The organism is Herbaspirillum frisingense GSF30, from assembly GCF_000300975.2.
GTDB lineage: Bacteria > Pseudomonadota > Gammaproteobacteria > Burkholderiales > Burkholderiaceae_D > Herbaspirillum > Herbaspirillum frisingense.
Genome location: NZ_AEEC02000009.1, coordinates 15449 through 37583, shown reverse-complemented (window position 1 = coordinate 37583; position 22135 = coordinate 15449). Strand labels below are relative to the sequence as shown.

19 protein-coding genes are annotated in these 22135 nt (G+C 63.0%); 12 read left to right on the top strand and 7 right to left on the bottom strand.

Going from position 1 to position 22135, the window contains the following annotated elements:
- Positions 1 to 259 precede the first annotated feature (259 nt).
- Positions 260 to 1195: a LysR family transcriptional regulator gene (locus HFRIS_RS08485; RefSeq protein ID WP_006462887.1), complete on the bottom strand. Its 936-nt coding sequence runs from the start codon at positions 1193 to 1195 to the stop codon at positions 260 to 262.
- A 136-nt stretch (positions 1196 to 1331) separates the two neighbouring features.
- Here HFRIS_RS08485 and HFRIS_RS08480 point away from each other — a divergent pair, with 136 nt between their 5' ends.
- The 5 genes from HFRIS_RS08480 (at position 1332) to HFRIS_RS08460 (ending at position 6283) form a co-directional block, all read left to right on the top strand.
- A complete protein-coding gene (locus tag HFRIS_RS08480; protein ID WP_006462886.1) occupies positions 1332 to 2453 on the top strand; it encodes an alkene reductase in 1122 nt (373 codons plus the stop codon).
- Positions 2454 to 2490: 37 nt separating this feature from the next.
- Entirely contained in the window at positions 2491 to 3186 is a 696-nt protein-coding gene (locus HFRIS_RS08475) for an SDR family oxidoreductase (RefSeq protein WP_006462885.1), read from the top strand.
- A gap of 14 nt (positions 3187 to 3200) precedes the next feature.
- Complete coding sequence (locus tag HFRIS_RS08470; protein WP_006462884.1) at positions 3201 to 3605, top strand: VOC family protein; 405 nt, start codon at positions 3201 to 3203, stop codon at positions 3603 to 3605.
- 338 nt (positions 3606 to 3943) lie between these two features.
- Positions 3944 to 5377 (top strand): GGDEF domain-containing protein, encoded by a 1434-nt coding sequence (locus tag HFRIS_RS08465; RefSeq protein WP_006462883.1) that lies wholly within the window; start codon positions 3944 to 3946, stop codon positions 5375 to 5377.
- Between the two features lie 78 nt (positions 5378 to 5455).
- Positions 5456 to 6283 (top strand): TIGR02285 family protein, encoded by an 828-nt coding sequence (locus HFRIS_RS08460; RefSeq protein ID WP_152486668.1) that lies wholly within the window; start codon positions 5456 to 5458, stop codon positions 6281 to 6283.
- 31 nt (positions 6284 to 6314) lie between these two features.
- Here HFRIS_RS08460 and HFRIS_RS08455 read toward each other — a convergent pair whose 3' ends face one another.
- The 5 genes from HFRIS_RS08455 to HFRIS_RS08435 form a co-directional block, all read right to left on the bottom strand.
- Positions 6315 to 7523: an AGE family epimerase/isomerase gene (locus HFRIS_RS08455; protein ID WP_039875056.1), complete on the bottom strand. Its 1209-nt coding sequence runs from the start codon at positions 7521 to 7523 to the stop codon at positions 6315 to 6317.
- A gap of 29 nt (positions 7524 to 7552) precedes the next feature.
- The gene (locus tag HFRIS_RS08450) at positions 7553 to 8572 is read right to left on the bottom strand and encodes an ABC transporter permease subunit (RefSeq protein ID WP_006462880.1); all 1020 of its coding nucleotides are present in this window, start codon (positions 8570 to 8572) and stop codon (positions 7553 to 7555) included.
- The gene (locus HFRIS_RS08445; protein ID WP_039875014.1) at positions 8565 to 10127 is read right to left on the bottom strand and encodes a sugar ABC transporter ATP-binding protein; all 1563 of its coding nucleotides are present in this window, start codon (positions 10125 to 10127) and stop codon (positions 8565 to 8567) included. Before HFRIS_RS08445 ends, HFRIS_RS08450 begins: the two co-directional genes overlap by 8 nt.
- 136 nt (positions 10128 to 10263) lie before the next feature.
- Positions 10264 to 11214, bottom strand: a complete 951-nt coding sequence (locus HFRIS_RS08440; protein ID WP_006462878.1) for an ABC transporter substrate-binding protein — start codon at positions 11212 to 11214, stop codon at positions 10264 to 10266.
- 174 nt (positions 11215 to 11388) lie between these two features.
- Positions 11389 to 12006: a nucleoside/nucleotide kinase family protein gene (locus HFRIS_RS08435; RefSeq protein WP_006462877.1), complete on the bottom strand. Its 618-nt coding sequence runs from the start codon at positions 12004 to 12006 to the stop codon at positions 11389 to 11391.
- Positions 12007 to 12826: 820 nt separating this feature from the next.
- Between HFRIS_RS08435 and HFRIS_RS24510 the strand changes: the two genes are divergently transcribed.
- On the top strand, positions 12827 to 14074 hold the full coding sequence (locus HFRIS_RS24510) for a calcium-binding protein (protein ID WP_244436273.1): 1248 nt from the start codon (positions 12827 to 12829) through the stop codon (positions 14072 to 14074).
- 116 nt (positions 14075 to 14190) lie between these two features.
- On the opposite strand, the gene HFRIS_RS08425 is transcribed toward HFRIS_RS24510, so the two are convergent.
- Positions 14191 to 14799, bottom strand: a complete 609-nt coding sequence (locus tag HFRIS_RS08425; protein ID WP_006462875.1) for a cysteine hydrolase family protein — start codon at positions 14797 to 14799, stop codon at positions 14191 to 14193.
- A 122-nt stretch (positions 14800 to 14921) separates the two neighbouring features.
- Here HFRIS_RS08425 and HFRIS_RS08420 point away from each other — a divergent pair, with 122 nt between their 5' ends.
- The 6 genes from HFRIS_RS08420 to HFRIS_RS08395 all read left to right on the top strand — a co-directional run bounded on the left by HFRIS_RS08420 (position 14922) and on the right by HFRIS_RS08395 (position 22070).
- A complete protein-coding gene (locus tag HFRIS_RS08420) occupies positions 14922 to 15824 on the top strand; it encodes a LysR family transcriptional regulator (protein WP_244436272.1) in 903 nt (300 codons plus the stop codon).
- A 195-nt stretch (positions 15825 to 16019) separates the two neighbouring features.
- Positions 16020 to 17360 (top strand): tRNA (N6-isopentenyl adenosine(37)-C2)-methylthiotransferase MiaB, encoded by a 1341-nt coding sequence (gene miaB, locus HFRIS_RS08415; protein WP_006462873.1) that lies wholly within the window; start codon positions 16020 to 16022, stop codon positions 17358 to 17360.
- A gap of 31 nt (positions 17361 to 17391) precedes the next feature.
- Positions 17392 to 18522, top strand: coding sequence for a PhoH family protein (locus tag HFRIS_RS08410; protein ID WP_006462872.1), 1131 nt, complete (start codon positions 17392 to 17394; stop codon positions 18520 to 18522).
- Entirely contained in the window at positions 18509 to 18964 is a 456-nt protein-coding gene (gene ybeY, locus HFRIS_RS08405) for an rRNA maturation RNase YbeY (RefSeq protein ID WP_039875009.1), read from the top strand. Before HFRIS_RS08410 ends, ybeY begins: the two co-directional genes overlap by 14 nt.
- A gap of 225 nt (positions 18965 to 19189) precedes the next feature.
- Positions 19190 to 20914, top strand: a complete 1725-nt coding sequence (locus HFRIS_RS08400) for a methyl-accepting chemotaxis protein (RefSeq protein WP_006462870.1) — start codon at positions 19190 to 19192, stop codon at positions 20912 to 20914.
- A 277-nt stretch (positions 20915 to 21191) separates the two neighbouring features.
- On the top strand, positions 21192 to 22070 hold the full coding sequence (locus tag HFRIS_RS08395) for an HlyC/CorC family transporter (RefSeq protein ID WP_039875006.1): 879 nt from the start codon (positions 21192 to 21194) through the stop codon (positions 22068 to 22070).
- Positions 22071 to 22135 lie beyond the last annotated feature (65 nt).

Genomic DNA, 22135 nt, shown 5'->3' with positions numbered 1-22135 from the left:
AACATCATTCCTGGCGGAATGTTGTGTTTTATGACAAAAAGCTGGAAAGTACGACTAGATTCCGATTATCAGATAAGCGATTGCCGATGTATTCCTCACACCACAGCTCGGCGGTCGATTACGTAACTGCACCGGCATGAATGCATGGGTTTCAAACCGGGGGCAGGTACGCATTTAGGGCAGGACGGAACAGTCGCGGGTTAACCATCGACGATTGCTCCCAGGAAAAGATGGTCGCCGATACTTGCCAACCGCAGTACTAACGCAGTTCAAGCAGCGCCGTCATTTCGCCTCCCGCCACCTCGAACCGCTCGACCAGATAATCCAGCAAGGCCCGCACCCGGGGCGCCATGTAGCGCGTGCGTTGGTAAAGCGCATGCACCGGTGCTTCCGGGGCGCGCCACTGCGGCATCACCACCTGCAAGTTGCCCTCGCGCAGGTCCGCCGCCACGTCCCAGATCGACTTCATGACCAGTCCCTTGCCTTCGATGGCCCACTGACGGGCCAGCGCGCCGTCGTTGGTTTCGCGTGCGCTGGTGAGGGGAACGGTATGGGTCTGCACCACGCCGTCACGCTCAAAGCGCCACTCGTTGGCCGGACCGCTGGCCGTGAGCAGCACGATGCAGTCCTGATGCTGCAGATCGGCCGGCTGTTGCGGCGCTTGGCGACCGGCCAGATAGGACGGCGCCGCGCACAGCACGCGGCGGTTCGGGGCCAGCGGGCGGGCAACCATGGAACTGTTCTGCGGTACACCGAAGCGGATGGCCAGGTCCAGGTCGTCCTGCAGCAGATTGGCGACCGTGTCGCCCAGGATCAGGGCCAGCGTGATCTGGGGATGCAGCGCATTGAATTCTTCCAGCCAGCCCTGCAGGACATGGCGGCCGAAGTCGGAGGTGGCGGCGATGCGCAACTTGCCGCTGACCGCGCTGCGGCCTGCCTGCAGGGCCGCCTGGGCATCGTCCAGCGCGGCCAGGGCCTGCTGGCAGTGCGACAGATAGAGCGCCCCCTCGGCGGTCAGTCGCAGGCGGCGCGTGGTGCGCTCGAAGAGCCGGGTGTTGAGTTCCGCCTCCAGCTTGACCAGCCGCGCACTGGCGGCCGCCGGGGACAGGCCGATCTTGCGCCCCGCTGCTGACAGGCTGCCCAGGCCGGCGGCTTCCACGAAGAGTCGGATATCACCCAGGTTTTGCGCTGCCATTATTCCACTCTATTTGATAATTATTCAAATACTAGACCAATTATCAAATTCCAATGCGGTTCGCATAATGACCTCCATCAGCGCTTGAACCCTTTGATGAACCCTTTGATCGTCTTGCCCCTTTTTGGAGTCTTTCATGCAAACCCCGACCTCTCTGCTGGCACCGCTGACCGTGGGCCAGCTTTCGCTTCCCCACCGCATCGTGATGGCGCCCATGACCCGCGCACGCAGTTCGCAGCCGGGTGACATTCCCAATGCCATGAATGCCTTGCATTACGCTCAACGCGCTTCGGCTGCGCTGATCATCACCGAGGCATCGCAAATTTCGCCGCAGGGCAAGGGCTACTCCTTTACCCCCGGCATCTACAGCCCCGAGCAGGTCGCCGGCTGGCGCCTGGTCAGCGAGGCGGTGCATCGTTCCAATGGCCGTATCTTCCTGCAGCTGTGGCATGTGGGCCGCATGTCGCATCCCGACTTCCACGACGGCGCGCTGCCGGTGGCGCCCTCGGCAATGCCCTTCGAAGGCCAGATCTGGAAGGTGGACCCCGTCACCGGCCAGGGCGGCATGGTCGCCAGCCCGACCCCGCGTGCACTGGAACGCCAGGAGATCAAGGCCATCGTGGAGGACTTCCGCCGCGCTGCACGCAATGCCATCGACGCCGGTTTCGATGGTGTGGAAATCCACGGCGCCAATGGTTACCTGGTGGACCAGTTCCTGCGCACCACTTCCAATGTACGTACCGATGAATACGGCGGTTCACGCGAAAACCGGTTGCGCTTCCTGAAGGAGGTGGTCGATGCAGTGGCCGATGAAGTCGGTGCGCATCGCACCGCGATCCGCCTGGCGCCCTTCCTGACCGCTCGCGGCATGGATTGCCCGGACATCCTGCCCACCATCCTGGATGCGGCCGCCTGGCTGCAGCAGCGCGGCATTGCCTATCTGCACCTGGTGGAAGCGGACTGGGACGATGCGCCGGTCGTGACCGAAGCATTCCGCCAGCAACTGCGCGAGCGTTTCAGCCATCCCATCATCGTGGCTGGCAACTACAACAAGGCGCGTGCGCAATGGGTGCTGGAACACGGCTACGCCGACCTGGTGGCCTTCGGCCGCCCCTTTGTTGCCAATCCGGATTTCCCGCGCCGCCTGATCGAAGACCTGCCCCTGGCCGAATTCGATGGCGCCACGCTGTTCGGCGGTACCGAGCTCGGCTATACCGACTACCCGGCCCTGCCGGCTGCCACCGCGGCAGCCGCCTGAAGCTCATCCACCGGTTGATCCCTCAAGGAGTCTCATCATGAAAGACCAGAAAATCGTCGTCATCGGCGGCCTGACCGGCATCGGTCGCGCCGTCGCCGAACAGGCTGCCGCTGCCGGCGCGCAGGTGACCGTGGCCGGGCGCCGCAGTGCGCCGGCCGACTTTCCCACCCACATCACCACGGCCCAGGTCGACATCGGCGACGATGCGTCGGTGGCGCAATTGTTTGCCAGCATCGGCAGCTTCGATCATCTGGTGGTCACGGCCGGTCCCGTGATCGGGTCGGCGCGACTGGCCGACCTGAAGATCGCCGACGCCATGGCCGCCTTCAACGTCAAGTTCTTCGGCCAGATACGCGCCGCGCAACAGGCACTCCCCTATCTGCAGCCCAACGGTTCCATCACCTTCACTTCCGGCCTGCTGGCACGCAAGGCGGCGCCGGGTGCGCTGGTGAAGGCGACCATGAATGCCGCCACCGAAATCCTCGCCAAGACCCTGGCCAAGGAACTGGCGCCCCTGCGCGTGAATGTGGTCAGCCCAGGCATGGTCGAGAGTGGCATGTGGGGCGACATGAGCGAGGCCGACCGCAAGGCCATGGCCGCGCGTGCCGGAGGCAAGCTGCCGGTGGGACGCGTGGGTCAGGGCGCGGACCTGGCGCAGGCTTACCTGCTGCTGATGCAGAACGGTTTCATGACCGGCAGCGTGGTCGATGTCGACGGTGGCGGGCTGCTGTAGAGATCAGGTATCGCATGCATCTTGATCACATCACCATCGTGGCGGGTGACTGCAGCTTCCTGCGTCAGTTCTTCGTGGAAGTGGCCGGCCTGACGGAGGGGCCAAGGCCGCCCTTCGGCAGTGTCGGCCATTGGCTTTACCTCGGCCAGCAGCCGGTGCTGCATCTCATCGAACGCATCACCCTGCCAGCACGGCACGGCATCAGCAATGGGCCGCCAGCCACACGCATCGACCATCTGGCGCTGCGCATCGACAGTCATCCGGAATGGCAGGCGCTGCTGCAGCGTCTGCATGTGCAGCGCCTGCGCTATCGGATCGAGACGATCGATGCGCTGCAGGAACGGCAGCTCTTCGTGGCACCGGTTTCCGGGGTCAAGGTCGAGTTCGTGATTGCCGAACGGCATCTTGCGGCGACCTGATTGCGCCCCTTCTGCCGCAATCCTCACCAACCCTTCGCATCCATCCCCCTCCGCAAACTTCTCGGCCCCCCTGCGGGCGCAATTTAGCCAACATCATTGGCAGTTTCGCAAAACCTAACTGTTAAAATTTGCTCCACGCATTCAACGACCAGCACGTTGATCATTTTCATTCCAGCGGGAGGAAATTCCATGAGGCAGCAGCATGCCTTGCCAACGCACCCGATCCCGCCCGGCGGGACGCAGCGTCAACCTGCAGGGGAGGCCGCGGGCGCATGGCAGCGCCTTCCGCTCTGTCGATTCTCTCAATACTGAGCAGAGCTTCCCCATCACGCAAGAACATGAATTTGCTCTCCAAGAATTCCCTGGCGGTCCACCTGCTGCGCATCATTTTCGGGAGCTACTTCCTGGTGACGCTGATCGTCACCTGCCTGCAGCTGGGGGCCGAGTACGAGCACACCCAGTCCGGCGTGGATAACGAATTGCGGGCCATGGACCTGACCTTCGGCGCCAGCCTGGCCAGTTCGACCTGGCGTTTCCAGGGCGATGTGCAAAAGGCCACATTGCGCGGCATCAGCAACCTGCCGGTGGTGACCGGGGTGAAGATCGAAGATCCGCAGGGTCGGCTGGTGATGGCTCAGGGCAATATCGTCGATCACGACGGCCGCCAGATCCATGTCGATCCCGAGGGGCAGCGCAGCCCGGTGCGGACGGGGTTCCTCAACGCCGCCACCAGCCATCGCTTCCCCATCCTGTATCGCGATGAACATGGCGTGACGCACGACATCGGTGCCTGGACCGTGTACTCCAGCCGTCACGTGGTGATCCAGAAAGTGGCCTATGGTTTTACGCTGATCCTGATCAACTCGGTGATCAAGACGCTGGTGCTGTGGTTCATCTTCCTCTATGTCTTCAATCGCTGGCTGGGCCGGCCGATCACGCGCCTGTCAGGCTTCGTGCGTCGTCAGGACCTGAACCGCCCGGACCTGCCGGACTCGCCGCAGAGCATCGAGCTGCCGGGCAAGAAGCGGCATGAGCTGCATTTCCTGGCCGATGCCATCAATGCCATGCTGGCCAACCTGCGCAGCCATACCATCCAGAATCGCACCCTCTACGCCCAGCTGGAACAGGAAAAGGAATCCTTGCGCGCACTCAACAAATCGCTGGAGCTGCGCATTGCCGAACGTACCCGCGATCTGGCCCAGGCCAATGAACAGCTACGCTCGCTCAGTCTCACCGATGGCCTGACCGGCATTGCCAACCGGCGCAGCTTCGATGACACCCTGGACCAGGAATGGCGGCGCAGCGTGCGTCATGGCAAGCCGCTGACGGTGGCCTTCATCGACGTCGACTGGTTCAAGCCCTACAACGACCACTACGGCCACGTGGCGGGTGACGCCGTGCTGCGCCAGGTGGCGCAGACCATGCGCGATACCGTCTGCCGCGCTGGAGAGACCGTGGCGCGCTATGGCGGCGAAGAATTCGCGGTGATCGCGGCCGACACCGATGGCGAGCAAGGCGTGCAGATCGTGCAGCGCATGTGCGATGCCATCCATGCCCTGGCGTTGCCGCACGCCGGGTCGACACTGGGGCGCATCACCATCAGCGGCGGCGTGGCTTCCTGCATACCGGCCCATCCCGGGGCGCGACTGGAGTCCTTGCTCCAGGCTGCCGATGCGGCTCTCTACCAGGCCAAGACGCTGGGGCGCAATCGCGTCCTGCTGGCGCCGCCATTTGTGTCACCGCCCCCTTCTTCTTCCCCTTCCCCTGCCTGAAGAAAGTCGCGCATGCCCTCACGCATTTTCCGCCGCCTTGCCTGTTCCCTGGTTCTCGGCAGCACGCTGTTATCGGCGATGTCGGCAACGTTGGCACAGTCGACACAGCCGACCCAGCCGACCCAGCCGGCGGCGCAGGCGACCGACCAGATCGTCTGGGGCAAATACAATGTGCCGCCCTACATGATCCGCAGCGGTGAATTCGCGCATCAGGGTATCTTCGACCTGACCCTGGACGTCATCAAGAAGGGCTTGCCGCAATACCAGCACGTGGAACTGGAAGCGCCCTTCCCGCGCATCAACAATGAAATCCGCAAAGGCAGCCACTGGTGTTACAACGGCATGTTGAAGACCCCGGAACGCGAGAAGGTCGGCTACCTGTCGCTGCCGACCTCGATCTTCCTGCCGCTGCGCATCATCATGCGGCGCGACCGGGTAGACCAGTTCAAGGGCAAGCTATCGCTGCAGGCACTGCTGCAGAATCCGCAACTGACCACCTCGGTCATGCGCGACCGCTCCTACAGCCCGACCGTGGACAAGCTGCTGGCAGCCTATCCACCCAGGGAAAACTACTCGGAACAGGTGGAATCGATCGGGATGCTGCTGGCCGGGCGCATCGACTACATGATCGAATTGCCATTGCTGGCCTTCGAGCAGGCACGCGTGATGGGACAGCCCGGCGCGCTGGTGGCCCTGCCGATGCAGGAGGCCAGCGAGGTCGTGTTCAATCGCGTGATGTGCCCCAGGAATGAATGGGGGCGGCAGGTGGTGGAGCAGGTCAACAAGGTCTTGCTGGCCAAGCGCGCCCAGCCTGCCTACCGGGCGATCGTGGAAAAATGGCACGATCCGGAATCGGTGGCGGAAATCGACAGGATCTATGACAAGGTGTTCCTGAAGATCCCCTGACGTCCCCGACCGACCCGATCTTCCCGCCACGCTAGGGCCGCAGGCCACCCGTCTCCAGCACGTCCCAGCAGGCGCCCATGGTGTGGTAGTCGACCTTGCCGGCGGGGGACTTGGTGTCTTCCAGCTTTTTGCCGTCGGCGGCGAGAATGCGAAACCAGGCACCGTACTGGTGATCGACCAGGTGTTCCCAGCTCCAGGCCCAGATGGCGTGATATTGGCGGCGGAATGCCTCATCCCCGGTCACCCGCCACAGACGCCAGGCACTGGCGAAGGATTCGGCCTGGACCCAGAAATACTTGTCGCTGTCATAGGGCCGCATGTCCGGATCGAAACCGTAGATCAGGCCACCATGTTCGCCATCCCAGCCATGCGTCCAGGCGGCCTTCTGCAACTCGGCCGCGCGCGTGACGTAATCCGGGCTGGCCTCGATGGCGTGGGCGATCAGCAGCAGCTTGGCCCACTCGGTCTGGTGACCGGTCTGGAAGCCCCAGGGCTTGAAGATGTTGTCGCGATTGCCGCGGTTGTAGTCGTGGTCGGGCGTCCAGTCCTGGCGGTAGTGCTCCCAGACCAGCCCCTGCGACTGCTGCGCCAGTCCGAACACGAAACGGTCGATCAGCAGACGGGCGCGCTCCAGATAGCGCGCCAGGCCGGTGGCAGCATAGGCTGCCAGGCAGGCTTCGCACATATGCATGTTGGCGTTCTGGCCGCGATAGGCAATCAGCTCGCCAGACGGGGTGATCTCATCGGCATAGGCGCCATGGGCGGGTTCGAAGAAGGCGCTCTCCATGCGTTCGAAGGCCTGCGCCACCTGCTGCGCATCACACAGGCCAACGCGATGGGCGTGGGCATAGGCCAGCAGTACGAAAGCCTGGCCATAGGCCATCACGGTACCGTCCTCGATCTGCCCGTCGCGCAGGGTCCAGGCATACAGGCCTGCCAGGGGACCGTGCGGATGGCGGAAACGCTCCAGGTGCGAGAGCGCGTGCCGCGCCTGCTCCAGATAACGTTCCTGGCGGGTATGCGGGGTATGCTGGGTATGCGTATAGGCCATGGCCTGCGTGAAGACCAGGCGGGTGGCACTGACCAGATGGCGGTGCGAGCGGTCATAGACGCTGCCGTCATCCTTGAGGTAATGGAAGAAGCCGCCCTGCGGATCGATGGCATGGCGGTCGTAGAAGGCCAGGGTATCGGCCACATGCGACTGCAGGAAATGACGGCTTTCGAAATCGGGTTGCTGCATGCTGCGCTCCTTGTACGAGAGGCTGAGGTTCATTGGCTGGCATCCTTCTGGCGCCATTTGTCGAGGATCACCGCCAGCACGATCACCGCGCCCTTGGCCACGTATTGCCAGAACGAGGACAGGCCGAGAACGGTCAGCCCGTTGTTCATGACGCCGATGATCAGCGCCCCCACCACCGTTCCCCAGATCGTGCCCACGCCACCCATCAGGCTGGTGCCGCCCAGTACCACGGCCGCGATCGCATCGAGTTCATAGCCACTGCCCCAGTTGCCGTTGGCGCCATACAGGCGACTGGCCGACATGGCACCGGCCAATCCCGAGAACAGGCCGCTGATGGCATAGACGAACAACAGGACCAGCCCGACGCGGATGCCGGTCAGGCGCGCTGCCTGCAGGTTGCCGCCGATGGCATAGATGTGCATGCCCAGCACCGTCTTGCGCAGGATCACCCAGGACAGCAGCACCACCGCCAGCGCCACCCAGATCAGCCAGGGCACATGCAGGAAGTCGCCATTGCCGATCCACTCGAAGCTGGGGATGTCGTTGTTCAAGACCGTGGTGCCATCGGCCAGCAGGTAGGCCGCCCCGCGAAAGGCCGTCATGGTCCCCAGGGTGACCACGAAGGCATTGATGTTGAGGAACGCCACCATGGCGCCGTTGAGCAGGCCCATCAGCAAACCCGAGAAGACGAAGACCGGAATCGACCAGCCGGACGCCGCACCCAGAGACACCTGCATGCCCAGCACCGCCGAGACCGCCAGCACCGACCCCACGGACAGGTCGATGCCGGCAGTCAGGATGACGAAGGTCATGCCGGCGGCCAGCACCAGGTTGATGGCGACCTGGCGCAGGATGTTCATGGTGTTTTCGGCACTGGCGAAATTGGACGTGCCATCGCCGCTGAGATAGATCGTCAGCGCGTAGAAGAGGAGGTAGAGCACCACCAGCACCGGCAACATGCCCAGCCGGTGCAGCAGCCATTGCGAGGGGCCGGAAGGGGCGCGCGAAGGTGCGCGTGCAGTCTCATGCATGGGATCGATTTCAGCCATGGGTGGGATCAAGGGAAGGTTGAGGTGAATGGGGAGATGCGGGTGGCACGCCGGCAGTGTCGGTGGCCAGGCGCATGATGTTTTCCTGGGTGATGTCGGCACCGGCCAGTTCGCCGGTGATGGCGCCTTCGCGCATGACCAGTACACGGTCGCAGATGCCGATCACCTCCGGCAGTTCGCTGGAGATGACGACCACGGCCACGCCCTGCTCGGCCAGCCTGTGGACAAGTTGATAGATCTCGCTCTTGGCATAGATATCCACACCCCGCGTGGGCTCGTCCAGGATCAGCACGCGTGGCGCGATCTCCAGCCAGCGCGCCAGCAAGACCTTTTGCTGGTTGCCACCAGAGAGCTTGCCCACCGGCACGCCGGGATGGGCCACCTTGACGTTGAGGCGACGAATCGATGCCTGCGCCACCCCGTGCAGGGTGCGGCCGTTGACCAGTCCCAGCCGCGCATGGCGCGATGCCACATTCATGGTGGCGTTGGCCGCCACCGCCATCTGCAGGAACAGGCCCTGCCCCTTGCGGTCCTCAGGCACATAGGCGATGCCAGCCCGCATGGCCGCGCGCGGGCTATCGATCTGCAGCAACTGGCCATCCAGCAGGACCTGACCGCCGCTGCGGGCATCCGCACCGAACAGCAGGCGCGCCAATTCGGTACGGCCGGCACCCACCAGCCCGGCAAAGCCCAGCACTTCGCCTGCGCGCAGCCCGAAGGAAGCCGGTTTGACCTTGCCACCGGCGAGCGCCCGCACCTGCAATACGGTGGGCAAGGTCGCGGCTTGCTCGGGCGCCATGCGGCGATGCTGGTAGAACTCCCCCAGCGAGCGCCCGACCATCATCTGGACGATGCGCTCGGCGTCGATCTCCTGGCGTGTCAGCTCGCCGACGAAGCTGCCATCGCGCAGTACGGTGACGCGGTCGGCCAGGGCGTGGACTTCTGCCATGCGATGGCTGATGTAGATGATGGCCAGGCCTTCGTCGCGCAGACGACGCACGACCTTGAACAGGTTTTCGGTCTCGCGCTCGGACAGCGCTGCCGTCGGTTCATCCATGATGACGATGCGGCTGCGATGCACCAGGGCGCGGGCGATTTCCACCTGCTGCTGCTCGGCGATGGAAAGGCGTCCGGCGCGGTCGCTGGCGCGAAAGGCGGCACCCAGCTGAGCCAGCACGGCATCGGTACGCTGCCGCATCGCGACGTGGTCGATCAAGCCCAAGCGCGTGCGCAATTCGCTGCCCATGAAGACATTGGCAGCCACGCTGATATTGGGTGCCACGGCCAGCTCCTGGTAGATCAGGTTGATACCGGCCACGCGGCTGGCTCCGGGGTCACGCAGGGACAGCGGCTTGCCGTCCAGGAGAATCTCGCCGCTGTCCGGCGCATGCACGCCGGACAAGACTTTCATCAAGGTGCTCTTGCCGGCGCCGTTCTCGCCCATGAGGGCGTGGATTTCGCCGGGATAGATGCTCAGATGCATCGCCGACAGGGCGCGCGTGGCCCCGAAAGACTTGCTGATGCCGGTCATCCGCAGCAGGGGTGTGGAAGTCATGAGCTCGTAAAGGAAATGGTAACGTCAGCCGTACGCGGCAACGCTGCCCAAGGGCGCCGGACGGTGCCGCCATCGGACTCACCGGCCCGCCACGATGCAGGCAGGCCGGCGCTCCGGGCAGCGACAGATCAGTCGATCAGTTGGCCGGGACCCAGCCCCTGTAGTCGGCCACGTTGTCGCGGGTGATCAGCTTCACGGGCAGCAGCTTGACGTTCTTTTCCGGGGCGCGGCCATTCATCAACTGATAGCCGATGGCCACGCTCTCGGCGGCCATGCCATACGGGTCCTGGGCCGGCGAGGCGGCGAACAGCGACTTGCTGTCCTTGAGGGCGCGCTCGGCATCGGGTGCGCCATCCACGCCACTGATGACCTTGATGTCACTGCGTTTGGCCTGACGGATCGCCAGTTCGGCACCGATCGCGGTGGGGTCGTTGATGGCGAAGACGCCATCGATCCTGGCGTGCGCGGCCAGCAGGTTGGACATGGTGGTCATGCCGCCGTCGCGACTGCCACCGGCATTCTGGTTGTCGGAGAGGATCTTGATGCCGGGCGACTTCTTGAACTCGGCCTTGCAGCCGGAGACACGGTCCATCACCGCCGAAACCGGCGGGCCATTGACGATGACCACATTGCCCTTGCCCTGCAGCTTGTCGGCGATGAACTTGCAGGACTCGGCGCCGGCCATGGTGTTATCCGACATGACAGTGACATCGGCTCCCTCGGCCGCCACGTCCACGGCCACCACTACGATGCCAGCCTTCTTGGCCTTCTTCACCGCCGGGCCGATACCCTTGGAATCAGCCGCGTTGAGCACGATCATGTCGACCTTGTTGGCGATGAAATTCTCGATCTGGCCGACCTGGGTGTTGAGGTCGTACTTGGAGGACACCACAGTCACGCGGGCGTCGGGATTGATCTTGTGGGCGCCACTCTCGGCCCCCTTGGCGATGGCCACGAAGAAGGGATTGGCGAGGTCACCCAGGGTGACGCCGACCGACTTCAGCGGCTTGTCAGCGGCCTGGACCTCATGTGTGAAGGATGCCAGCGAGAGAGTGGCACAGGCGATGGCGAGGGATTTTCTGATCATGCTTGTCTCCGGTTTTTTTTAGAGGGGGGATGGCTTGTTCTACGTTTTGCGTGCTGCTGACTGCGTGCTGCTGACTGCGTGCTGCTGACTGCGTGCTGCTGACTGCGTGCTGCTAAATGCGTATTGCTGATTGCGTGCTGCCAACCAGGTACTGCTGACATTGACGCCGGGAGTTCAGTCCCAGCGAAAAATACGGTCGGCCCGATCCCGCGTCTTGGCGATCAGGGCGGCATTGATTTCATCGCTGTTCATCACCCAGGCCTCGGCATCGGCCCGGCTGCGTCCGAACTGCACATGGCGGGCAACCAGGCGTTCCAGCCGCAGCGCGGGATCGACCTCGACATACCAGACCTCGTCCAGCAGCGGACGCACGCGCGACCAATGGCCGCGGTCGAGCAGCAGATAGTTGCCTTCGGTGATGATGAGCGGGATATCGGCACTGATGGCGATGCTGCCGGCAATGGCTTCCTCGATCTCGCGCAGGAACTGCGGGGCGTAGACCATCTCGTCGGCGACCTGGCTGCGCAGACGCGACAGCAGGTGGACGAAACCGGCGCTGTCGAAAGTATCCTCGGCACCCTTGCGGGCAGCGCGACCCAGGCGTGCCAGCTCGGCATTGGCGAGGTGGTATCCATCCATGGGCAGCACCGCAGCGCGGGAACCGGCATGGTCGAGCAAGGCCTGTGCCAGCGTGGACTTGCCACAGCCGGGCGGCCCGGCCAGTCCAAGTATCGTGCGCTGGCCGCTGGCGAGCAGCGCATCAAGCCTGTCGCGAAAGACTGCCGGGATCATGTTCGACTCATCCTTTTTCCAGGGAGCGTGGCGGTGGCAACGGGCCGCCTTATGCAGCCAACTTATGCAGCCACCTTAGTGGAATGCGGCCGCGCGAAAACTGCAATGGTTCTGTTCGGCACGTCTGTCACGCTTGCTGCGCCTGGCCCAGCAGCCGGGCGTGGGGCGTGATCGACATTTTTTTGACAGCGGACAAACTAAGCGATTCTGTCACCTGAATTTCAGTGCTCCTGATTGTTCTCAGGGAAATTCCAATTATTGCTAGTTCCGCGTCGTCAACGTGATGAAATTTTCTTCAGAAAAATTCGATATCGATCAACTTATGGATAACAGGATGTAAAAAGTCTGCTGGGCGCAGCTTCGTCTCCCCCGGTTATCCAGCGCCATTCGTTCGCGGTCGCTTTACTTACCGATCAAGATTGCTCCGGCCATATTCCATACCTGATCACTCAGCAGTGTCCTGACGACATCACTTCATTCGCGCATAAGAAAAAGATACGCACCAACACATTTCAGCGAACGTGAAGACCCTAGGACAGGTTCGATGTGTCCCGTGAAAAGCTGGTTTTCACGAGAAAAAACTTCACGATCACGCCCGCGTTGATTGCCACGCTCAACATAAGTTTTGCTTCCTTGAAAAATTTGGGGCAAGCAAGACAAATAGGCTTGCGCCTATCGATACCCCTGCCACTATGGCGATAGGAGAGCACCGTGGTGTCCTCCTTGTTGAATTGCAGCGCACGTCGTTTTTATTCCATTTGAATGTTCACATCAGGAAGGAAATCGATATGAAAAATTTACTTGATAAGGAGAAGTACCAGTGAACACAATCCACAACGCGTACATCGGTGCCTTGCTTGCCGATGCAGCGCACATAGATCTAGACAAGGATATGGATGTCGGAAAATTGGCCGCCACCCTCAAGAAGAGAATGGAAAAAGATCAAGCGAAATTCATCGCCGCCAACTTCGAGGTCATCGCATCAGAAAACAAACGCGACATCCCGCTGCCAGGATCCGGCTTTGACGCCACTGTATGGCGCGGCAGGGTTGGAAGAGTCTACGCCGGCGAGATTTACGTCTCCTTTCGCGGAACGCAAGCACAAGACGGCGGAGCCGGCATCGAGGCCGATGTCGATCTTGCCTCACGCGGCGTGGGCCACAACCAGGTGCGTGACATGGTCAACTGGTGGATGCGGATCGGCTTCTATGACGGGGCGGTCTACAGCAAGGCCATGCAAATCCGCTTTGCGGATCGGGCTGAGGGCGGTTTGACGGCTACCGTACTCAATGCAAAATACACATACGGCAACGTGCTCGATACGAACTTCAACTGGAACACCAACGGCAAACTGACCAATGTGGCGACCAGCCACACCGCCGGTGGCTACGGCCTGGCCAGCATGAGCTTGTACGGCCTGCCAGCCTTTGATGACGACAAGGTGCTGGTGGGTGATGCCGGCAACGACACGGTCGATTACCGGGCCAGTTATCTGGCCGGTGCCGGGATTGGCATCGACGCCTCGCTGGCAAGGGGCACGGTCATTCTCGGAGATGGAGCAGATACGCTGATCGGCATTGAAAACCTGGGCGGTACCGATGCAGCCGACCGCCTCGTCGGCGACGCCAATGACAACCGGATCGAAGGCTATGGAGGCAATGACATCCTGTCCGGCGGGCGAGGAAACGATATCTTGATCGGAGGGAGCGGCAACGATACCTACCTGTACAGCGCGGGCGATGGGAAGGACATCCTTGTAGACCACGACAAGACTGGCCGCACCGATATGCTGATGTTGACGGACATTGACCGGACCCAGCTGTGGTTCCGTCATGTGGGCAATGATCTGCAGATCGATGTGCTGGGTACGGCGGATCAGATCAGGGTGAAGGACTGGTACGTCGGCGGTGCCAGCGGGGCGGACAATCACATTGAGCGTATCCGTACGGCTGACGGCAGCACTCTCTACGACAGCGATGTGGACAAACTGGTGCAAGCGATGGCAGCCTTTGCGCCACCTGAGGCCAGTCAGACACGCTGGACCACCGGCCAGGTGATCCTGGCGTGACGCACTGCAGGTCGTTTCCGCAGCTGGATTAGAGACCGGCTGCTCCCAAAAAAGCGCTACCGCATGGGTAGCGCTTGAGCGTGATTTTTAGAAGCAGCGCACTTCTCCGGACATTGTCAGCCGGTCGCCAGCGCGTTCGCATCCGGCACCACGGTGGCGAAACGATCCGCCAGCTCGACCAGGGCCACGCGCTGGATGTCGGCGGCGCTGATGGGCTGGCCGCCCAGCGGATCAGGCAGGTCGCGCGTGGCGCAGGCGGCAGCGACCACGGTACTGGCGTAGCCGTGATCCAGCGCAGAACGCACGGTGGCGCTGACGCACATGTGGGTGGCGAAGCCGGCCACGATCAGGGCGCGGCGACCGGTCTTCTGCAGGGCCTCATCCAGGGTGGTGCCGGCAAAGGCGTTGGGCAGGCTCTTGTGCACGATCAGCTCGCCGGGCTCGGCCTGCAGGCCGTCGATGATGGCCACATGCGGCCCTTGTGGATCGAACATGGCAGCACCCGGCTTGCTGTGGTGGACCACGTGGATCACCGGTGCGCCAGCAGCGCGCGCCTGTGCCAGCAGGGTGGCGATCTGGCCGACGGCAGCATCGATGCCGGCCAGCGGTGCGCGGCCGGTGGTGTATTCGGTCTGATGGTCGATGATGAGCAGGACGGCTTCCTGCCAGGTGGCGGCGCGGGAAGTGCCGCCGGCGATCTGGATCAGGGTCTGTGGCGTGGACATCGGTGACTCCTTGTCTGAAGAAGGGAAGATGGAAATTCGAAAAGACGCTGCAGAACGTTGATGACAGGCCATCTTAGTCCGATAAAATTCGCACTACCATTCCTCGTAATCGACAGCCACCTGTGAAAAAATTGACAGCTCTTCCCACCGCCACCCAATCCGCACAGGCAACCTTGCAAGCCGACTGGGAGAGCCTGCGCAGCTTTGCCGCCTTCATCGACGCAGGCAGCTTTTCCGGCGCGGCGCGCTCGCTGGGGGTGACGCACGCCACCATCGGCCGCCGCCTGCAGCAGCTGGAGGCGGCGATGCGGGCACCGCTGTTCATCCGGCGCGCCGACGATGTCGAACTCACCCGCCTGGGCGAAAGTGTGCTGACGGCCGCCCGCGCCATGCAGGAACAGACCCGGCAACTGGCCCGCACCCTGGCCGGTGAAGACCTGCGGCTGGAAGGCAAGCTGCGCCTGGCCTGCACCGATGCCATCGGTACCCTGTTCCTGGCGCCGCGCCTGCCGGCGCTGTTGCAGCAATGGCCGGCGCTGGACGTAGAACTGGCACTGGGCCACCAGACGCTCAGCCTGGCCCGGCGCGAGGCCGACCTGGCGCTGCGTTTCGCCCGGCCGCAGGATGGCGAACTGATCGCGCGCCGGCTGGGGACGGTGCGCTTCTACCTGTGCGGCACGCCGACCAATGTCGCCCTGTGGCGTGGCGCCCGCAAGACGGCGCCCTTCGTCGGCTATGACGATGGCGTGCCCGATATTCCCGAGACGCAGTGGATTGCCACCCATGCGGCCGGCAATCCGGTGCGCTTTCGCAGCACCAGCCTGGTGGCGCAGTGCATGGCGGCGCGCGCCGGGGTCGGACTGGCGCTGCTGCCCAGCTACCTGCTGGCGCCGGAATTGCAGACTGTGGACGCCGCGCCACAGCTGGAGCGCGAGCTGTGGGCGGTCTTTCACCGCGACCTCAAGGCCCTGCCGCGCCTGCGTGCGGTACTGGACTGGCTGCTGGACTGCTGCGGCGAACTCTGAGCCGATTCCCGGCGCTGCGCCGCCCGCAGGCCACGCCCGGCCTGGCGCGGCCTGCGGTGATATAATCGCGAACCTTCGAGGATGGGCTCCTCCACCGCTGTAGCAGCAGATTCCAGCGGCCCGCCGCCCTCCTCCTTGCCGGCGCCCGCATGGGTCCATGCGGCCTCTCCAGCGCTCTACGCCTGAAACAGATCTATGCAGAAAAAAGTATTCATCAAAACCTTCGGCTGCCAGATGAACGAGTACGACTCGGACAAGATGGCCGACGTGCTCAATGCCTCCGACGGTCTCATCAAGACCGACCGTCCGGAAGAGGCGGACGTGATCTTGCTCAACACCTGTTCCATCCGCGAAAAGGCGCAGGAAAAGGTGTTTTCCGACCTGGGCCGGCTGCGCGCGCTGAAGAAGGACAATCCCGACCTGCTCATCGGCGTGGGCGGTTGCGTGGCCTCGCAGGAGGGGGATGCCATCATCAAGCGCGCACCCTTCGTGGACATGGTGTTCGGCCCGCAGACCCTGCACCGGCTGCCGCAGATGATCAGCGAGCGACGCTACAGCGGGCGCCCGCAGGTGGACATCAGCTTCCCGGAGATCGAGAAGTTCGACCACCTGCCCCCGGCGCGGGTGGAAGGCGCCAGCGCCTACGTGTCGATCATGGAAGGCTGCAGCAAGTATTGCAGCTACTGCGTGGTGCCCTATACCCGTGGCGAGGAAGTCTCGCGCCGCTTCGAGGACGTCTTGACCGAGGTGGCCGGCCTGGCTGACCAGGGTGTGAAGGAAATCATGCTGCTGGGACAGAACGTGAATGCCTATCGCGGCGTGATGGAAGATGGCGAAATCGCCGACTTCGCGCTGTTGATCGAGTACATCGCCGAACTGCCCGGCATCGAGCGCATCCGCTTCGTGACCAGCCATCCCAAGGAATTCTCGCAGCGCCTGATCGATACCTATGCCAAGGTCCCCAAGCTGTGCAATCACCTCTACCTGCCGGCCCAGCATGGTTCGGACCGTACCCTGGCGGCCATGAAGCGCGGCTACACGGCGCTGGAATACAAGTCGGTGATCCGCCGCATGCGCAAGGTGCGCCCCGATATCACGGTGCAGTCCGACTTCATCGTCGGTTTCCCCGGTGAGACCGAGGAAGATTTCGAGGCCTTGATGAAACTGGTGGCCGATGTCGGCTTCGACAACAGTTTCTCGTTTATCTTCAGCGCCCGCCCCGGCACGCCGGCAGCCAACCTGCCCGACGATACGCCGGCCGAGGTCAAGCTGGCGCGTCTGCAGCGTCTGCAGGCCGCACTCAACGACAACGCCGCCAAGATCAGCGCAGCCCAGGTCGGCTCGGTGCAGCGCATCCTGGTCGAAGGCATTTCCAAACGCCGCGAAGATGAACTGCAGGGTCGCAACGAGAGCAACCGCGTGGTCAACTTCGATGGTGGACCGAATGGCCAGCGCCTGATCGGCCAGATCGTCGAGGTCCGCGTCACCGAGGCCTTCCCGTTCTCGCTGCGCGGCGAGCTCCTTACCCAGCATTGATGGTCCAATCCCTCCCAACCGGAATCGAGCATTGAAAAAAATCCCCAACCAGCCTCACCACTTCACCCCCCAGCCGCTGGACAACCGGCGCCTGGCCAACCTGTGCGGCGCACTCGATGAAAACCTGCGTCAGATTTCTGCCGCACTGGACGTGACCATCTTCCGCCGTGGCGACCGCTTCGTGGTCACCGGCACCAATGCCGAACGCGCGGTGGAAGTGCTGGAACGCTTCTATGAAAAGGCGGACCGCCCGGTCGCCGTGGATGACATCCAGCTGGCGCTGGTCGAGCAGCGTGCCAATGCCGCCGCCGACGAAGAGGCCGGCCTGCCACCGCTGCCGGCACGGCGTGGCAAGACTGCTGCTGCAGCTGCAGCCGCTGCCGCCGACGACGACAAGACGGACCAGGACCCGCTGCCCGAGAGCCCGGTATTGAAGACCCGCAAGCACGACCTGCGCGGCCGCACCCCCCACCAGAGCCAGTTTCTCAACGCCATCCTGGAGCACGACATCACCTTCGGCGTGGGCCCGGCCGGCACCGGCAAGACCTACCTGGCAGTGGCCTGCGCGGTCGATGCGCTGGAGCGCGATGCCGTGCAGCGCATCGTACTCACGCGCCCGGCAGTGGAAGCGGGTGAGCGCCTGGGCTTCCTGCCGGGAGACCTGGCGCAGAAGGTCGATCCCTACCTGCGCCCGCTCTATGACGCGCTGTATGACCTGCTGGGCTTTGACCGCACACAGAAGCTGTTCGAGAAGCAGGCCATCGAAATCGCGCCACTGGCCTACATGCGCGGGCGCACGCTGAACCACGCCTTCATCATCCTCGACGAGGCCCAGAACACCACGCCGGAACAGATGAAGATGTTCCTCACCCGCATCGGCTTCGGCAGCAAGGCCGTCATCACCGGTGACGTCACCCAGGTGGACCTGCATCATGGCCAGAAAAGCGGCCTGGTCGACGCCATCTCGGTACTGCACGATGTACGCGGCATCGCCTTCTCGCGCTTTACCAGCGCCGACGTGGTGCGTCACCCGCTGGTGGCACGCATCGTCGATGCCTATGACGCCGCCGGCAACAGCCGCCCCGATACCGCGCGCGCCACTGCCCGCACCGCCACCAATCTCTTGACCAAGTCCGCCAGGCCCCGCAATGCCAAAACCTAAACTTACGCTGTCGGTGCAATACGCCGACGACCGCCTCAAAGAGGCCATCACCCGTCCCCTGCTGCGCCGCTGGGTGCAGGCCGCGCTGTTCGCGCCGGCCGAACTGACGCTGCGCTTCGTGGGCAGCGAGGAAGGCCGCGACCTGAACCGCGACTATCGCGGCAAGGACTACGCCACCAACGTGTTGACCTTCGCCTATACCGAAGACGAAGACAGTGAAGTCACCCAGGCCGACATCATCTTCTGTACTGACGTACTGGAAAAGGAAGCGGCCGAGCAGAAGAAGAGCGTGGAAGAACACACCGCCCACCTGGTGGTGCACGGCGTATTGCATGCGCAGGGCTACGACCATGAGGACGACGAAGAAGCCAACGAGATGGAGGCGCTGGAAACCGAGATCCTGGCCGGGTTGGGCTATGGCAATCCTTATGCCGCGCGCTGACGCGATGCGCTGAGGGCGCCGCCCTTGCCTTGATGGATGAACGGTTTGCTGCGGCAGGCCGTTTTTTTTCGTCTGCGTGCCGGACATCAAGCAGTTGCCAACCTGGCTACGACAAATCTGATCGATGGGAGCATATCGATATTCAAACCCGCGATGGTGATGACGGTACAGCAACGAAGCGCGTCTTTTACGTCGGTTTTTTTGCAAACTTTAAGGAAAAACCTGATGGGAATTTGCCTCCTGCTGGACAAGAATGGAGGCACACAATTATTCATCGGGGAGAAGGTCATGAAGAACTGGAAGATCGGCCACCGTCTTGGCCTGGGTTTCGCAGCAGTCCTGGTATTGCTGGTGGCAGTGGCCGCTTTCGGCCTGCAGCAGGTGTCGCGCCTGAACGATCGCATCGTCTTCCTGACCTCCATCGACGAGGGCAAGCTGGAAGCCTTGTCCAAAGTGCAATTCGCCATCGGCCTGCGCGCCATCGCAGCTCGCAACCTGACCCTGGTGACCGATGCCGCCGAGCAAAAGAATGATCTGGCGCTGGTGGGCTCTTCGCAGCAGGACATCGACGCCGGCATGGCCGCACTGACCAAGCTGATGCAGGACCCGGCCACCACCCAGCAGGAACGCGACATGCTGGAGCAGTTGCGCAAGCTGGAAGCGCAGTATCTGCCGGTGGCCGTCAACATCGTCAAGCTGGCCACTTCGCAGCAGACCGATGCCGCGCGTGCTTCGCTGGTCAAGGATTGCATGCCTATCCTGAACCGCGTCATCACCCATGTTGCACAATTCAACAAGATGCTGCGCAGCAATTCGGAAGCCAACGTTGAACAGGCCGAAGCCGCTTATGACCTCGCCAAATGGACCATGCTGGGCGCCAGCCTGGCCGCCCTGATGCTGGGAGGACTGATCGCCTGGCTGCTGACCCGCTCCATCTCCCGTCCGCTGGCCCAGGCCGTGAGCGTGGCGCAAAGCGTGCAGGCCGGTGACCTGGGCAGCCATATCGAAGTGAACAGCAAGGATGAGCTGGGTCAGTTGATGGCCGCACTCAAGGGCATGAACGAGAGCCTGGTGGCCATCGTGGGCGAAGTGCGCCATGGCACCGACACCATCGCCGTGGCTTCCGACGAAATCAAGCGCGGCAACATGGACCTGTCCAACCGCACCGAACAGCAGGCCAGCTCGCTCCAGGAGACCGCCTCGGCCATGGAACAGCTGACCGCCACCGTCAAGCAGACCGCCGACAATGCCCGTGAAGCCCGTCGCCTGGCCGACAATGCCTCGCAAGTCGCTGCCAAGGGTGGCGCCGCAGTGGGCCGGGTGGTAGAGACCATGCATTCGATCAGCGCGTCCTCGCACAAGATCGTGGACATCATCAGCGTCATCGATGGCATCGCTTTCCAGACCAACATCCTGGCCCTGAATGCGGCCGTCGAAGCGGCCCGTGCCGGCGAACAAGGCCGCGGCTTTGCGGTGGTGGCCTCCGAAGTGCGCACCCTGGCGCAACGCTCGGCGGTCGCCGCCAAGGAAATCGAAGCACTGATCAACGAGTCGGTGGCCAAGGTGGCTGCCGGCGAACAGCAGGTCGGCGAAGCCGGATCGACCATGCAGGAAGTGGTCAAGAGCATCGGCAGCGTGACCCAGATCGTGCAGGACATCAGCGCCGCCAGCAGCGAGCAGACCACCGGCCTGGAACAGATCAACAGCGCCGTCGCCCTGATCGACGAAGCCACCCAGCAGAACGCCGCACTGGTGGAAGAAGCAGCCGCTGCCGCCGCGTCGATGCAGCAGCAGACCGAAGCCCTGACCGATGTGGTGAGCGTGTTCAAGCTCTCCCCCACCCAGGGCCAGGCAGCACCGGTTGCCGTCTCCGCCAACCCGCAGCGCAGCCAGCAGCAGCGCGCCGAGGTGCAGGGCGGCGGGCAGATGGAAGCGCTCAGCTATGCCTAAGCCGCCATAAGCGGGCACAAACGGGCATAAATGGGCATAAACGGACAACAGCGAGCGCCCAGCGATATGATTTCCCTGAAGTAGTTCTTGCCGGCATCAGTGATGCCGGCTTTTTTCGTCCATGCGCAACGTCACTGCCGGCTTGCATTTCCGGGCGGCAAGCGCGGCGCCAAGGATGAGCTGGAGAGCGCTGTTGCCAGGTCCCTTTAGTGGACTTGTCACATAATTGTTGTATCCTATGGCTCTTCGAAACTACGTCGGGCTCGCGCCTAACGCCATGCAAGATCACCCTAGTAGCGTCAAATCTGACGCTAAACCCCATCGTTCTCTCTTTGAACGACTCACCGCACTGATTTCCCCCGAGCCCGAGAACCGGGCAGAACTGCTCGAAGTGTTGCATGACGCCCACGAGCGCAACCTGATCGATGCCGATGCGCTGTCGATGATCGAAGGCGTGTTCCAGGTGTCCGACCTGGCCGTGCGCGACATCATGGTCCCGCGCTCGCAGATGGACACCATCGATATCTCCAAACCCATCGAGACCTGGATGCCGGAAGTGCTGGCGACCTCGCACTCGCGCTTCCCCGCCGTGGATGGCGAGCGCGACAAGGTCATCGGCATCCTGCTGGCCAAGGACCTGCTGCGCTACTACGCGGAGGAATCCTTCGACGTGCGCGACATGCTGCGCCCGGCCATCTTCATCCCTGAATCCAAGCGCCTCAACGTACTGCTGCGCGACTTCCGCGCCAACCGCAATCACATGGCCGTGGTGGTCGACGAATATGGTGGCGTGGCCGGCCTGATCACCATCGAGGACGTGCTGGAACAGATCGTCGGCGACATCGAGGACGAATACGATTTCGACGAAGCCGAAGACAATGTGCTGGCCCTGAAGGACGGTCCGCACGGTCCGCGCTGGCGCGTCAAGGCGCTCACCGAACTGGCCCAGTTCAACGAGGAAGTGGGCAGCCGCTTCTCCGAGGACGAGGCCGATACCATCGGCGGGCTGGTCGCCAACCATGTGGGCCGCGTGCCGCGCAAGGGCGACGAGTTCGATATCGATGGCCTGCATTTCGAAGTGCTGCGCGCCGATGCGCGCCAGGTGCATGTACTGCTGGTGTCCAAGCTCCCCCCGGCACCGGTGGACGAAGAGTGATGTTCTGATCTGCCAGCCTTTCCAGCGTGAATTCCCCTGCCTCCCCTGAATTGCACTCCCCGCCC